We start from the raw sequence: 14,143 nt of genomic DNA on the forward strand, positions 1-14,143 counted from the left end.
CTAAAGATTTCAAGATGCGTCGCGACGGCAAGGGAGTGAATCCCCGGGAGCATAGATAACTATGTGACTGGGGTGAGCGAGTGCAGCCAACAAAGAGGCAACTTGAAAGATGACGGGTATATACCCTAAAGATTTCAAGATGCGTCGCGACGGCAAGGGAGTGAATCCCCGGGAGCATAGATAACTATGTGACTGGGGTGAGCGAGTGCAGCCAACAAAGAGGCAACTTGAAAGATAACGGGTATAATGAGCTATTAAAATAATCCCTGTTGAATAGAGGTGAATCAGAATGGGTGGTATAAGCATTTGGCAGTTACTCATTATTGCGGTCATTGTGGTGCTGTTGTTCGGCACAAATAAACTCCGTACTTTAGGTTCTGATCTTGGGGCATCTATTAAAGGTTTTAAAAAGGCGATAGGGGATGATAATCAGCCTCAACAGGCTCAAAAAACCAGTAGTGATGCCGATTTTGAGACTAAAAACATTACTGAAAGACAATCTGTAGCTCAATCTGAACCATCTGAGAGCAAAAACAAAGAGCAGGTATAAACCGTGTTTGACATTGGTTTTGGTGAGTTGCTGCTGGTTATGGTCATTGGCTTGGTGGTTTTGGGGCCAGAACGGCTACCGGTGGCAGTAAAAACGGTTGCTGGTTGGATCAGGGCACTGCGCTCTTTAGCTGCTAACGTCCAAAATGAGTTGGCCCAAGAGCTGAAATTGCAGGAGCTCCAAGAAAGCCTGAAAAAAGTTCAAGAAGAAGCGGGGTTGCAGAATTTATCCCCGGAACTAAAAGCTTCGATGGATGAGCTAAAAGAAACTGCTGAGTCTTTGAAAAAAGCATACCAAAATGAACCTGATGCGGGGAGTATGAACGCATCAGAAATAAATGAGGTGGCACAAAAGCCAGCAGCGTCTCAGGTTGTGGCTTCATCTGGACCTTCTGCTCTAGTGGATGATCAAGCGGCTTCTGCAACAAAGAAAAAAACTTCTAATTAAGTTAATGGTGAACACTAAAACATGGCTGTTGATGATACTCAACCACTTATCAGTCACCTTATTGAACTGCGTAAGCGAATTCTAAACAGTTTACTTACTGTATTAGTGGTTTTTTTAGCATTGGTTTATTTTTCTAACGACATCTATCAGATGATTTCTGCACCTTTGATTAAGCAGTTGCCTCAAGGTGCCAGTATGATAGCGACAGATGTTGCTTCTCCCTTTTTTACGCCAATAAAACTGACCATCATGGTGTCAATATTCGTATCTGCACCTATGGTTCTCTATCAAGTATGGGCATTTATTGCACCTGCGTTATATAAGCATGAACGCCGCTTGATGATCCCTTTGCTTGTTTCCAGTAGCCTGCTATTTTATTTGGGGATGGCGTTTGCTTATTTTGTTGTATTTCCGATAGCTTTTGGATTCTTTGCTAAAACGGCGCCTGAAGGGGTGCTGATTGCAACGGATATCAGTAACTACTTAAGCTTTGTCATGGCACTGTTTATGGCCTTTGGTGTCTCTTTTGAAGTACCCGTTGCCATTATTTTGTTATGTTGGAGTGGGGTAGTTACACCGGAATCCTTAAAGAAAAAGCGTCCGTATATTTTGGTCGGGGCCTTTGTTGTTGGCATGTTGTTAACGCCGCCGGATGTTTTCTCGCAAACCTTGCTGGCTATTCCTATGTATCTGCTGTTTGAATTGGGGATTTTGCTCTCCCGTTTTTATACCGGACAGCGGAAATTGGGGGATCGTTCAGAGGAAGATGAGCAGGAAGCGCCAGAAGTGAATACGGAAAAGTGATAATAGTAATCTTAACATGTTGTTCTGTAGTGCTAAGATAATTAGCACGAAGCGATAGCATATTAATTAACCCAGCGCGAGTGCGCTGGGTTTGAGTTAGGAGAGCTATATGAGCTATGCATTTCCAGGAACTTTCCCTGGTCGACGTATGCGCCGGTTGCGCTGTCATGATTTTTCCCGCCGTCTGGTTGCTGAAAACCAATTAACTGTTAATGATTTAATCTATCCTGTATTTGTGATGGAGGGTACTAATCGTCGTCAAGAAGTGCCTTCTATGCCAGGGGTGTATCGTCTGACGATGGATCTTTTGCTGAAAGAAGCTGAAGAGATTGCCCGACTGGGGATTCCTGTATTGTCTCTGTTCCCCGTTATTGAAGCAGATAAAAAATCTCTGGATGCGGAAGAAGCTTATAACCCTGATGGGTTGATTCAGCGTACGGTTCGGGCGTTGAAAAATGCTGTTCCTGAACTAGGGTTACTAACTGATGTAGCATTAGATCCATTTACTACACATGGTCAGGATGGGATCATCGACCAAGATGGTTATGTAATGAATGATGTCACCAAAGAGATCTTGGGCAGACAGGCATTGTCACATGCAGAAGCTGGTGCTGAGATTGTAGCGCCGAGCGACATGATGGATGGGCGTATTGGAGCAATCCGTGAACTGTTTGAAACGGAAGGACATGTAAATACTCAAATTATGGCTTACTCCGCTAAGTATGCTTCTAGTTATTATGGCCCATTCCGTGATGCAATCGGTTCAAATCGTAATCTGAAAGGGGGCAATAAAAAAACCTATCAGATGGACCCTGCGAATAGTGATGAAGCATTGCAGGAGATTGCACAGGATTTGCAGGAAGGCGCTGACACTGTAATGGTAAAACCAGGTATGCCCTACCTAGATGTTATTCGCAGGGTAAAAGACACATTTGGTGTACCAACCTTTGCTTATCAAGTATCTGGCGAATATGCCATGCACATGGCTGCTATCCAGAATGGTTGGTTACAAGAACAGGTAATTGTGGAGTCTCTGTTATGCTTCAAGCGTGCAGGAGCAGATGGTGTACTGACCTATTTTGCGAAACAGGTTGCTCAACAGTTATATGAACAGAAGCATTAATATTTGATTAAAAACGGGCGAATGTAAATTCTGCCCGTTTTTTGTCTGGTTAAATTTTCACAAACTGCTTATTATCAAGTGCCTTAGGTAATTGTTTATTCAGAATATTAAGTAACAGAATAGAACGGGTTTCTCCATCTGGCTCATTGTAGATAGCTTGCAATCCTTCAAAAATACCTTCGGTGATTAATACGGTATCGCCAGCCACAGGTGTATCTGGTGATACATATTCTTGCTCAGTTGCTGATACGATCTCTTTAATCAGTGTTTCCGGTACGATAGCAGGGTGTACGCCAAAACGGACAAAGTGGCTAACACCGCGTGTTGAATTGATAGTTGTAGTATGAATAATTTCAGGGTCAAACTGAACAAACAGATAATTAGGAAAAAGTGGTTCTATATTCACAGTACGTTTACCACGGGTTATTTTTTCAATTCTCGCGGTAGGAGTTAGGCAAGCAACATCTTGTCGTTCCAGATTTTCTATTGCTCGTGAAATTTGCCCACGTTTACAGTAAATGAGGTACCAGTTTTCCATCTTTATTTAACCTTAATCTAATGACTATTAAGCATAGCAAAATAGAAAAGGGCATTACAGGTATTATCTTAGTGATAATTGTTTAATGATGCATATTTATTGTTATGAGTGGGTCCTATGTTTTTCAATAAAAAAGCGATGAGTAATATTTTGGTAAGTAACAGATAAAGTAATTAATATAAAGTTGGTTGTTATTTGTTCAGTAAATATTAATAAAAGAAAAATATCAGTATTTCTGTTGAGTAATTGCAAAATTTGATAGTCATTGAGTAGCCATATGGGAAATCCGTGGTGATCAATTGGCTGCATCTTGTGCAGTGAACCCAGAGGAGATAGTGATAGCATTATTTCTGTGGTAAGAACAAAGGTATCGAGATGTTCCAATGCAATATGTTCCAACTAAACATCTTACTGGGCAATTTAATGCTCAAATATTAACTTATTAGCCTCTATTTCGTTGTATTTGACTTTAAGGTCGCAAGGTTGAATTAACCTCATTGCTTTTTAGTAACTTATTGGTTTACTTTGTAGTCTTCTGAAAAAAACACAAAAAAGCTGAGTGGGATGGCTTATAATGTTTTCCCCCTTAAAAACCGGCATAAATGAATAGTATGAAATACCGTGACTTAAGAGATTTTCTAACCTTATTGGAACATAAAGGTGAGTTGAAACGCATCAGTTTTGAAGTTGATCCTTATTTGGAGATGACTGAGATTGCAGATCGTACCCTTCGCGCTGGTGGGCCTGCCTTGTTGTTTGAAAATCCCAAAGGTTATTCAATGCCTGTATTGTGTAATTTGTTCGGTACTGCTGAGCGTGTTGCTATGGGGATGGGGCAGAAAGATGTTAAAGCCTTGCATGATGTGGGTAAGCTGCTAGCTTTTTTGAAAGAACCCGATCCTCCGAAAGGTTTTCGTGATTTACTGGATAAGCTACCGAAATTTAAGCAAGTCCTTAATATGCCAACTAAACGGCTTAATACTGCGCCTTGTCAGGAACATGTTTCGGTTGGTGACGATGTAGATTTAACCCGTATTCCGATTATGCACTGTTGGCCAGAGGATGCTGCGCCGTTGATTACTTGGGGGCTGACAGTCACTCGTGGCCCGAATAAAGAGCGGCAAAATCTTGGTATCTATCGTCAGCAAGTATTGGGTAAAAATAAACTCATTATGCGCTGGTTATCTCATCGTGGTGGTGCGCTTGATTTTCAGGAATGGTGTCAGGCACATCCAGGAGAACGTTTCCCGGTGGCTGTTGCCTTGGGGGCTGATCCAGCGACAATATTGGGGGCTGTGACGCCAGTTCCTGATACATTATCGGAATATGCATTTGCCGGGTTATTAAGAGGATATAAAACAGAAGTTGTGAAATGTCTTTCAAATAACTTGGAGGTACCAGCAAGTGCTGAGATCGTATTGGAGGGGTATATTGAGCCTGGCGAGTTAGCTCCAGAAGGGCCATATGGTGACCATACGGGCTATTATAATGAAATCGATATGTTCCCGGTGTTCACTGTGACACATATTACTCAGCGCCATGATGCTATTTATCACTCGACTTATACTGGCCGTCCGCCGGATGAACCTGCTGTGTTGGGGGTTGCATTGAATGAGGTGCTGGTACCGATTTTACAAAAACAGTTTCCTGAAATTGTCGATTTTTATCTGCCTCCTGAAGGTTGTTCTTATCGTCTTGCCGTCGTGACTATGAAGAAACAATATCCGGGTCATGCCAAGCGGGTCATGATGGGGGTTTGGTCATATCTACGGCAATTTATGTATACAAAGTTTGTTATCGTTTGTGATGATGATATCAATGCCAGAGACTGGAACGATGTCATTTGGGCAATCACTACGCGGATGGACCCGGCAAGAGATACAGTATTAATGGAGAATACTCCGATAGATTATCTCGATTTTGCATCACCGGTTTCAGGATTGGGTTCGAAAATGGGAATGGATGCAACGAACAAATGGCCGGGAGAGACGCAGAGGGAATGGGGACGTCCTATTGTGATGAGTGAAGAAGTGCGTACCCGCGTCGACAAAATCTGGGATGAATTAGATATTTTAGGACCATAAGAGGGAACGCATGACAACACTGAGCTGCAAAGTCACCTCTGTAGAGGCTATTACTGATACGGTTTATCGGGTACGGTTACTTCCCGATTCTCCGTTCTCATTCCGCGCTGGTCAGTATCTGATGGTGGTAATGGGTGAGAGAGATAAACGTCCATTTTCAATGGCATCAACGCCTTCAGAAAAGGAGTTTATCGAATTACATATTGGTGCTTCTGAACTGAATTTGTATGCAATGGCTGTGATGGATAGAATTCTGGATCAGAAAGTGATCGATATTGATATCCCTCATGGTAAAGCCTGGTTTCGTCAAAGCAGCACTAATCCGCTATTATTAATTGCAGGCGGTACGGGGTTTTCTTATACCCGTTCTATATTGCTGACAGCGTTGGAAGAACAACCTGAACGCCAGATCTCTATGTATTGGGGGGGCAGAGAATCACAACATTTATATGATCTTGCTGAATTACAGTTACTTACAGAGCACTACCCTAATTTGAAGGTTGTTCCGGTTGTTGAACAGTCAGAGAATGGTTGGTGTGGACGTACAGGAACAGTGCTTAAAGCGGTACTAGAGGATTTTGGTAGTTTGGCCAATTATGATATCTACATTGCAGGGCGATTTGAAATGGCAAAAATTGCTCGAGAGCGCTTTTGTGGTGAGCGTGATGCTTCTACTGACAACATGTATGGTGATGCTTTCGAATTCATTTAAAATAATAATAAAAAGCCCGCCCCTGACAGGCGGGAATTACGGCAACAACGACTCAGTTATAATAATTCTTACAGATAAGTTCTTAATCCATTCTTTCTATAATGGTGGCGATACCTTGGCCTAAACCGATACACATGGTTGCCAGGCCAAACTGAACATCGCGGCGTTCCATTAAGTTCAACAATGTTGTTGTGATGCGAGCACCTGAGCAGCCTAGTGGGTGACCGAGAGCAATTGCGCCACCATTCAGGTTAACTTTGTCATCCATACCGTCCAACAAATTCAGGCCCTTCAGGCAGGCAAGTGATTGAGCGGCAAATGCTTCGTTTAGTTCAATCACGCCAATATCACCTAGTACTAAACCTGCTTTTTTGAGCGCCATTTGTGTAGCAGGGACCGGGCCATATCCCATAATGGAAGGATCGCAACCAACAGCTGCCATAGAACGGATACGGGCACGAGGTTTCAGCCCCAGGTTCTTGGCATAACTTTCACTGGTTATCAACATTGCAGACGCACCATCGGATAAAGCAGAAGAGCTGCCTGCTGTGACTGAACCTGTTACTGGATCGAATACAGGACGCAGAGCGGCGAGATCTTTCAGATTAGCATCTGAACGGATTACCTCATCGTAATCAAACCGTTTCAATATGCCATCGGCATCGTGACCATAAACCGGTGATATCTCATTGGAGAATGCACCTGATTGCGTTGCTTGTGTTGCTCGTTGGTGTGAACGGAGTGCAAATGCATCTTGCATTTCACGGCTGATATGGTGAATCTTTGCCAACATTTCAGCGGTTAAGCCCATGACTCCTGCGGCTTTGGCAACACTCAGACTCATTTTAGGATGGAAATCCACGCCATGTGTCATTGGAACATGGCCCATGTGCTCTACACCACCAATCAGTGTGACATTAGCTTCTCCGGTCATGATCATACGAGCGCCATCATGCAGCGCTTGCATTGATGAACCGCACAGGCGGTTAACAGTCACGGCTGGTACAGAGTGAGGGATATCTGCCAGTAAAGCTGCATTACGGGCAATGTTGAAACCTTGTTCTAGAGTTTGCTGTACACAGCCCCAGTAGATGTCATCGATTTCATGTTGCTGTATTGCCGGATTACGTTTAAATAGCTCTTTCATCAGGTGAGCGGAGAGATCTTCAGCCCGGACCTGACGGAATGCACCACCTTTTGAGCGCCCCATTGGGGTGCGGATGCCATCAATAATGACTACATTTTCCATGTTTCCAGACCTCACGCTGTTTTTCCGGTGCTGACAGCAATCGTTGCTGCTGTAGAGTAGTAACTTTCATTACGTTCAGCTTTGGCTTTCAGACCAGGTGGTACCTGATAAAGAGCACCGAGGTGAGCATAATTTTCAGCCATTTTTACGTAAGCCGCTGTTCCCATTGTTTCCAGATAACGGAAAACACCACCGTGGAATGGAGGGAAACCAAGGCCATAAACCAGAGCCATATCGGCTTCTGCTGGGCTGGCAATGACACCTTCTTCCAGACAACGGACAACTTCGTTGATCATCGGGATCATAGTACGAGCAATGATCTCTTCACCGGAGAAATTACTCTTCTGTTGGCAGATAGTTGCCAGCAGTTGGTCTGTTTGCTCGTCCTGCTCTTTTTTAGGCTTACCTTTCTTATCTTGAGTGTACTTGTAGAAACCAAGGCCATTTTTCTGCCCGTAACGTTGATTGTCATATAAAACATCAATGGCATCTTTATAATCACGCTGCATACGATCTGGGAACCCTTGGGCCATGACTGATTGAGCATGATGTGCAGTGTCAAGACCAATAACATCAATGAGATAAGCAGGACCCATTGGCCAACCAAATTCTTTCTCCATGATTTTGTCTATTTGGCGGAAATCACCACCATCACGCAATAGCAGACCGAAGCCAAGGAGATAAGGAAGCAGTACCCGGTTTACAAAGAACCCTGGACAGTCGTTAACGACGATCGGAGTTTTACCCATTTTGCTGGCATAGGCGACTACGGTTGAAATTGTCTTTTCAGAAGTTTTTTCACCGCGAATTACTTCAACCAATGGCATGCGGTGTACCGGGTTGAAGAAATGCATACCACAGAAGTTTTCCGGGCGTTTTAGGGAATTAGCTAGTTCTGAAATTGGAATTGTTGATGTGTTGGAAGCTAGGACACAATCTTCATTAACCAGAGTTTCAGTTTCTGATAGTACAGCCGCTTTGATTTTAGGATTCTCTACTACAGCTTCAACCACGATTTGAGCCTGTTCGATACCGGCATAATTTAAGGTAGGTTGAATAGAAGAGAGGGTTCTCGCCATTTTTATAGCATCTAGACGGCCACGTTCAAACTGCTTGTTTAGAAGTTTCGCGGCTTCATTCATACCTAATTCAAGGGCTTGCTGGCTGATGTCTTTCATCATGACAGGAATCCTTTTGCGGGCAGATTGATAGGCTATACCACCACCCATAATTCCAGCACCAAGAACTGCGGCATACTCAGGTGTTGTGACTTCTTTCAGATGTTTTTTTGCCAGTCCTTTTATGTACTGGTCATTAAGAAAAATACCCACTAAGGCACGGGCAACATTTGTCTGTGCTAAAGGAATGAAGCTGGCGGTTTCCTGTTTCAATGCTTCATCGCGACCAAATGTAGCGGCTTTTTCTATGGATTTAACTGCGGTGATAGGAGCTGGATAATGAGGGCCGGCGACTTTCATCACCATACCTTTTGCCACACTAAAACTCATGCCTCGTTCAATTTCATTGAGTTTCAAAGGCTCTAATTTTGGCTGGCGTGCGGCTTTCCAGTTAAGGTTCCCTGCAATTGCTTGTTCCAGCATTGATACTGCGGAATCAACCAATTTTTCTTTGGGAACAACAGCATCAATCAAACCGTTTTTCAATGCTTCTTCTGCACCAATGTCTTTACCTGCGGCAATGATATCCAGTGCATTATCAGTCCCGATCAGGCGTGGAAGGCGAACTGAGCCACCAAAACCAGGCATAATACCAAGTTTGGTTTCTGGCAGCCCAATGCGTATATCCGGGGAGGCCACACGGAAATCTGTAGACAGAACACATTCACAGCCACCACCAAGAGCATAACCGTTTATTGCTGAAATGGTTGGTACGGGTAAATCTTCTATCCGGTTAAAAATGCTATTTGAAAAGTTAAGCCATTCTTGCAGTTTTTCTACAGGTGAATCGAATAAAGAGAGGAATTCAGTAATATCTGCACCAACAATAAATGCGGCTTTTTCAGAACGTAATAAAACGCCTTTCAATCCAGTTTGTTGCTCTAGGCTGGTAACAGCCTTATCGAGAGATGCAACGGTTTTGGTATCTAGTTTATTAATCGCGGCTGGGGCATTGAAAACCAGTTCAGCAATGCCATCTTTCAACCAGCTTACTTGAATTGTTTCACTTTGATAGAGCATGTCGTTCTCCTAAATGAGCGCATACCATCTGGTATGACCAGATGGGTTTGATTGTGGTTATTATGTTAAGTAAATGCAAATGAGTGATTAGTTTTTTGCAAGGGTGATCACAAGTGAGATTTGTATCTCATTGGCAATAATTGTTTTTATATCTTGATAAATAAGGTGTTAGTGGGGGTCGATAAATTGAGAAGATTTTTGGGTGATACCTGCAAATATCAACGGCTGTGATAAGCTAATGGTTTAGTCATAAAATAAAAAAGGTCAATTGAAATGGAAAAGTTGGCATCTCTGTACCACGAACATATCTCTACATTGCAGCAACGTACCTGTGAAGCATTGGCCCGTAATCAATTTGATGCTTTGCTTATTCACTCTGGTGAGTTACAGCGTATTTTTCTTGATGATAGAGATTACCCTTTCAAAGTTAATGCTTACTTCAAAGCTTGGGTACCAGTAACTAAAGTGCCTAATTGCTGGTTGTGGGTAGATGGTATTAATAAACCTAAATTATGGTTTTACTCGCCGGTAGATTATTGGCACAGCGTAGAACCATTGCCGACTAGCTACTGGACTAAAGAAGTTGAAATGATTCATCTGGCAAATGCTGGAGATATCAATTCAGAGTTAAGCACTTATGTGAAACAGAATGTTGCTTACATCGGTTGTTCACTGCAAAGAGCAAAAGAGATTGGTTTCTCTGAACGCAATATTAATCCAAAGTCTGTTCTTGATTATTTGCATTTCCATCGTTCATACAAAACAGATTATGAACTAGTCTGTATGCGTGAAGCACAAAAAACGGCTATTGTCGGGCATTTGGCAGCTTATGAAGCATTTCAGGCTGGGATGAGTGAATTTGATATTAATATCTCTTATCTTATGGTAACAGGTCATCGTGATACAGATGTGCCTTATAACAATATTATTGCTATGAATGAGAATGCGGCTGTTTTGCATTACACTGCATTGCAGCACAATGCACCTTCGGATATTCGTAGTTTCCTGATTGATGCCGGTGCTGAATATAATGGCTATGCAGCAGATATCACCCGCACTTATTCAGCAAAAAGTAATAATGAATTTGCTTCTCTAATTAAAGATATGGATGCTGAACAAAAAGCGTTAATTAGTACAATTAAAGCAGGAGTTCGCTATACCGAATATCATATTCAGATGCATCATCGGATTGCTAAGTTGTTGAAAAAATATGGTATCGTGAAAGATGTCAGTGAAGAAGTCATGGTTGAAAAAGGACTGACAACGCCATTCTTTCCACATGGCATTGGTCACCCTCTTGGATTACAGGTCCATGATGTGGCAGGGTTTATGCAGGATGATACAGGTACACATTTAGCCGCTCCGGATATGTATCCTTATCTGCGTTGTACCCGTATTCTAGAACCTCGCATGGTGCTGACTATCGAGCCAGGCTTTTATTTCATCGAATCGCTGCTTGCATCTTGGCGTGAAAGTGAGTTCAGCAAACATTTTGACTGGAATAAAATTGGGACGCTTAAACCTTTCGGTGGTATTCGTATTGAAGATAATATTGTGATCCATGAAAATAAAGTGGAAAACATGACTCGGGATCTTCAATTGCCATAATGAAGCCTTATTTGATACCCGCAGCTTCAGTGAGTTTTACTGAAGAGATTAAAAAAAGTCGCTTTATTACCTTGCTGGAGCATACTGACGGGGTGGATGAGGCTAAAGCGTTTATCCAGAAAATCAAAGCTCAGTACCCTGATGCCCGCCATCACTGCTGGGCATTTGTTGCTGGTGCACCGGATGATTCACAACAGTTGGGTTTTTCAGATGATGGGGAACCTTCAGGAACCGCAGGTAAGCCGATACTGTCCCAACTTATGGGAAATAATATCGGTGAAATAACCGCGGTTGTTGTTCGCTATTTTGGTGGAATAAAATTAGGTACCGGTGGGTTGGTAAGGGCATATGGAAGTGGTGCCCAACAGGCGCTGAAATTGCTGGAGACAAAAAATAAGGTTCCACAGAAACTCTGTTCCTTGCAGTGTGAATATGCCCATATCTCTATGATTGAACAGTTATTACAGAAATCATCAGGGCAAATTATTTCCAGTGAGTATGCAGAGAATGTTACTTTGCGAATTTCACTTCCAGCTACCTTAGTGGGGGAAGTCGGTGATAAATTACGTGATCTAAGTCGCGGTGTACTGTATTTAACACCTGATCTGTAAATATTCTCTGTAACTGGATTTCTAAGGAACCAGCTAAATGCATTTTCGTGCCATAACCCGTATTGTTGGGCTGCTTGTCATTCTTTTCTCTGTCACCATGATAATTCCAGGGTTGGTAGCACTTATCTATCGTGATGGCGCTGGGCGTGCATTTAGTCAGACATTTATTTTTGCCTTAATTATCGGTTTGATGCTTTGGATACCAAATCGGGAGCAAAAACATGAATTAAAGCCCCGGGAAGGGTTTCTTATCGTTGCTTTGTTTTGGACAGTACTTGGTAGTGTTGGGGCTTTACCTTTCATTTTTTCTGAACAGCCAAATCTTTCTATTACAGATGCATTTTTTGAATCTTTCTCCGGTTTAACAACAACGGGTGCTACGACACTGATTGGGCTTGATTCCTTGCCTAAAGCGATTCTTTTCTACCGGCAGATGCTGCAATGGTTAGGTGGTATGGGGATTATAGTGCTGGCTGTTGCAATACTGCCTCTACTTGGGGTTGGGGGAATGCAGCTCTATCGGGCTGAAATGCCTGGCCCCTTGAAAGATAATAAAATGCGCCCGCGAATTGCTGAAACAGCAAAAACTTTATGGTTGATTTATGTGTTACTGACAATCGCCTGCGCTTTAGCGTTATGGGCTGCGGGTATGTCAGTTTTTGATGCCATTTCTCACAGTTTTTCAACTATCGCAATTGGTGGATTTTCTACACATGACGCGAGTATTGGTTATTTCAATAGCCCCGCGATAAATACCATTATTGCGATTTTTCTACTGATTTCTGGTTGTAACTTTGGTTTGCACTTCGCGGTATTAACGGGACGTAGCCTGACAGTATATTGGCGGGACCCTGAATTCCGTATGTTTATCTCCATTCAATTAGTGCTTGTTATTATTTGCACTCTGATCTTATGGCATCACGCTATTTATAAGTCGGGGATAGAGACACTAAACCAAGCTTTTTTCCAGGTTGTTTCAATGGCGACAACAGCTGGGTTCAGCACAGATAGTTTTGCTCGTTGGCCATCATTTTTGCCAATACTGCTGTTGTGTTCCGCTTTTATTGGGGGTTGTGCAGGTTCGACGGGAGGAGGACTGAAGGTGATTCGTATCTTACTGCTATTCCTGCAAGGTTCCCGTGAATTGAAGAGATTGGTTCATCCAAATGCGGTTTATACCCTCAAGCTAGGGCGAAGAGCATTACCTGAAAGAATTATTGAAGCTGTTTGGGGATTCTTCTCTGCTTATGCTTTGGTATTTATCATTAGTTTATTATTACTTATCGCAACTGGTGTAGATGAACTTTCTGCGTTTTCTGCAATAGCCGCTACACTAAATAATCTAGGGCCAGGGTTGGGTGTTGTTGCGGATAACTTCACTGCAATGAATCCGGCAGCCAAATGGATATTAGTTATAACGATGTTGTTTGGTCGCTTGGAAGTATTCACTTTATTAGTTTTATTTACACCAACCTTCTGGCGTGAATAGTCTATTGGGAGAGGGATATGGCTATGAATTGTTTATTACTTTATTCCAGTCGGGATGGACAGACTAAGAAAATCATTACCCGCATTGCTGAAAATCTACGCAGATCAGGGGAGGTATGCGAGCTCAGAGATTTAGCAACAGTAAAAACGATCAATTTGGAATCTTATGACAAGATTATGGTTGGAGCTTCGATCAGATATGGTCATTTCAATTCAGCACTGAAAAAGTTTGCAATCTGTCATCAACAACAACTTAATAAAATGCCAACCGCATTTTTTGGCGTAAATTTGACAGCAAGGAAGCCAGAGAAACGTACACCAGAAACGAATGTGTATGTTCGTAAGTTTCTATTTAATACCCCGTGGAAGCCAGATTTGTGTGGTGTTTTTGCTGGTGCATTACTTTATCCTCGTTATCATTGGTTGGATCGGATAATGGTTAAAATAATTATGAAAATGACCGGTGGGGAAACTGATACAACTAAAGAAGTTGAATATACCGACTGGCAGCAAGTTAATCATTTTACCGATGATTTCCTTAAAATGGTGAGTAAAAAATGACCTATTTGTTCTTTTTATCAGTATTTTGTTGAAAAAAACTGCTAACGGCAGTTTTTTTTAAATAAACGCTTGCCAGCGTCAAAGAACGCCCTATAATGCGCCACCACTGACCGACACAACGCTGATAAACATTGTGAGGTCGGGCAGAGAAAAAGCTAATAAGCGCTTGA

The 14,143-nt window shown here is 42.5% G+C and carries 13 protein-coding genes; 10 read left to right on the top strand and 3 right to left on the bottom strand.

The features are described from left to right. Window positions 1–289 precede the first annotated feature (289 nt). The 4 genes from tatA (at window position 290) to hemB (ending at window position 2,924) form a co-directional block, all read left to right on the top strand. Window positions 290–550, top strand: a complete 261-nt coding sequence (gene tatA, locus ACGF49_RS23010; RefSeq protein ID WP_113043580.1) for a Sec-independent protein translocase subunit TatA — start codon at window positions 290–292, stop codon at window positions 548–550. A gap of 3 nt (window positions 551–553) precedes the next feature. Next, a complete protein-coding gene (tatB, locus tag ACGF49_RS23015) occupies window positions 554–997 on the top strand; it encodes a Sec-independent protein translocase protein TatB (RefSeq protein ID WP_113043579.1) in 444 nt (147 codons plus the stop codon). A 21-nt stretch (window positions 998–1,018) separates the two neighbouring features. Beyond that, window positions 1,019–1,801, top strand: coding sequence for a Sec-independent protein translocase subunit TatC (tatC, locus tag ACGF49_RS23020; RefSeq protein ID WP_011148498.1), 783 nt, complete (start codon window positions 1,019–1,021; stop codon window positions 1,799–1,801). Between the two features lie 109 nt (window positions 1,802–1,910). Further along, the gene (hemB, locus tag ACGF49_RS23025) at window positions 1,911–2,924 is read left to right on the top strand and encodes a porphobilinogen synthase (RefSeq protein WP_113043578.1); all 1,014 of its coding nucleotides are present in this window, start codon (window positions 1,911–1,913) and stop codon (window positions 2,922–2,924) included. Between the two features lie 49 nt (window positions 2,925–2,973). Here the strand turns inward: hemB and rfaH are convergent, their stop codons facing one another. Next, complete coding sequence (gene rfaH / locus ACGF49_RS23030; RefSeq protein WP_113043577.1) at window positions 2,974–3,462, bottom strand: transcription/translation regulatory transformer protein RfaH; 489 nt, start codon at window positions 3,460–3,462, stop codon at window positions 2,974–2,976. 611 nt (window positions 3,463–4,073) lie between these two features. Here rfaH and ubiD point away from each other — a divergent pair. Next, window positions 4,074–5,546: a 4-hydroxy-3-polyprenylbenzoate decarboxylase gene (gene ubiD, locus ACGF49_RS23035; RefSeq protein WP_112878800.1), complete on the top strand. Its 1,473-nt coding sequence runs from the start codon at window positions 4,074–4,076 to the stop codon at window positions 5,544–5,546. Window positions 5,547–5,556: 10 nt separating this feature from the next. Then, window positions 5,557–6,258 (top strand): NAD(P)H-flavin reductase, encoded by a 702-nt coding sequence (fre, locus tag ACGF49_RS23040; RefSeq protein ID WP_113043576.1) that lies wholly within the window; start codon window positions 5,557–5,559, stop codon window positions 6,256–6,258. 82 nt (window positions 6,259–6,340) lie between these two features. Here fre and fadA read toward each other — a convergent pair whose 3' ends face one another. Then, window positions 6,341–7,507, bottom strand: a complete 1,167-nt coding sequence (gene fadA / locus ACGF49_RS23045) for an acetyl-CoA C-acyltransferase FadA (protein ID WP_113043575.1) — start codon at window positions 7,505–7,507, stop codon at window positions 6,341–6,343. Between the two features lie 11 nt (window positions 7,508–7,518). Then, window positions 7,519–9,705: a fatty acid oxidation complex subunit alpha FadB gene (gene fadB / locus ACGF49_RS23050; RefSeq protein ID WP_387492963.1), complete on the bottom strand. Its 2,187-nt coding sequence runs from the start codon at window positions 9,703–9,705 to the stop codon at window positions 7,519–7,521. 273 nt (window positions 9,706–9,978) lie between these two features. Here fadB and pepQ point away from each other — a divergent pair, with 273 nt between their 5' ends. Genes pepQ through hemG form a run of 4 tightly spaced genes read left to right on the top strand, consistent with a single transcriptional unit; the run spans window position 9,979 to window position 13,973 of the window. Then, on the top strand, window positions 9,979–11,313 hold the full coding sequence (pepQ, locus tag ACGF49_RS23055; RefSeq protein ID WP_387492966.1) for a Xaa-Pro dipeptidase: 1,335 nt from the start codon (window positions 9,979–9,981) through the stop codon (window positions 11,311–11,313). Next, window positions 11,313–11,924 (top strand): IMPACT family protein, encoded by a 612-nt coding sequence (locus ACGF49_RS23060; protein ID WP_228899594.1) that lies wholly within the window; start codon window positions 11,313–11,315, stop codon window positions 11,922–11,924. Before pepQ ends, ACGF49_RS23060 begins: the two co-directional genes overlap by 1 nt. Window positions 11,925–11,961: 37 nt before the next feature. Further along, window positions 11,962–13,413 carry a Trk system potassium transporter TrkH gene (gene trkH, locus ACGF49_RS23065; protein WP_113043571.1) on the top strand — a complete coding sequence of 484 codons (1,452 nt, stop codon included), beginning with the start codon at window positions 11,962–11,964 and terminating at the stop codon, window positions 13,411–13,413. Between the two features lie 23 nt (window positions 13,414–13,436). Continuing rightward, on the top strand, window positions 13,437–13,973 hold the full coding sequence (gene hemG / locus ACGF49_RS23070) for a menaquinone-dependent protoporphyrinogen IX dehydrogenase (RefSeq protein WP_113043617.1): 537 nt from the start codon (window positions 13,437–13,439) through the stop codon (window positions 13,971–13,973). Window positions 13,974–14,143: the final 170 nt, after the last annotated feature.

This window comes from Photorhabdus sp. RM96S (genome assembly GCF_042879335.1).
GTDB lineage: Bacteria > Pseudomonadota > Gammaproteobacteria > Enterobacterales > Enterobacteriaceae > Photorhabdus > Photorhabdus kayaii.

Excerpts from the sequence above, each read along its gene's own strand:
- pepQ (WP_387492966.1), top strand. The coding sequence starts at position 9,979 with ATGGAAAAGTTGGCATCTCTGTACCACGAACATATCTCTACATTGCAG.
- hemG (WP_113043617.1), top strand. The coding sequence starts at position 13,437 with ATGAATTGTTTATTACTTTATTCCAGTCGGGATGGACAGACTAAGAAA.
- fadB (WP_387492963.1), bottom strand. The coding sequence starts at position 9,705 with ATGCTCTATCAAAGTGAAACAATTCAAGTAAGCTGGTTGAAAGATGGC.
- hemB (WP_113043578.1), top strand. The coding sequence starts at position 1,911 with ATGAGCTATGCATTTCCAGGAACTTTCCCTGGTCGACGTATGCGCCGG.
- tatC (WP_011148498.1), top strand. The coding sequence starts at position 1,019 with ATGGCTGTTGATGATACTCAACCACTTATCAGTCACCTTATTGAACTG.
- rfaH (WP_113043577.1), bottom strand. The coding sequence starts at position 3,462 with ATGGAAAACTGGTACCTCATTTACTGTAAACGTGGGCAAATTTCACGA.
- tatA (WP_113043580.1), top strand. The coding sequence starts at position 290 with ATGGGTGGTATAAGCATTTGGCAGTTACTCATTATTGCGGTCATTGTG.
- ubiD (WP_112878800.1), top strand. The coding sequence starts at position 4,074 with ATGAAATACCGTGACTTAAGAGATTTTCTAACCTTATTGGAACATAAA.
- fre (WP_113043576.1), top strand. The coding sequence starts at position 5,557 with ATGACAACACTGAGCTGCAAAGTCACCTCTGTAGAGGCTATTACTGAT.
- trkH (WP_113043571.1), top strand. The coding sequence starts at position 11,962 with ATGCATTTTCGTGCCATAACCCGTATTGTTGGGCTGCTTGTCATTCTT.
- ACGF49_RS23060 (WP_228899594.1), top strand. The coding sequence starts at position 11,313 with ATGAAGCCTTATTTGATACCCGCAGCTTCAGTGAGTTTTACTGAAGAG.
- fadA (WP_113043575.1), bottom strand. The coding sequence starts at position 7,507 with ATGGAAAATGTAGTCATTATTGATGGCATCCGCACCCCAATGGGGCGC.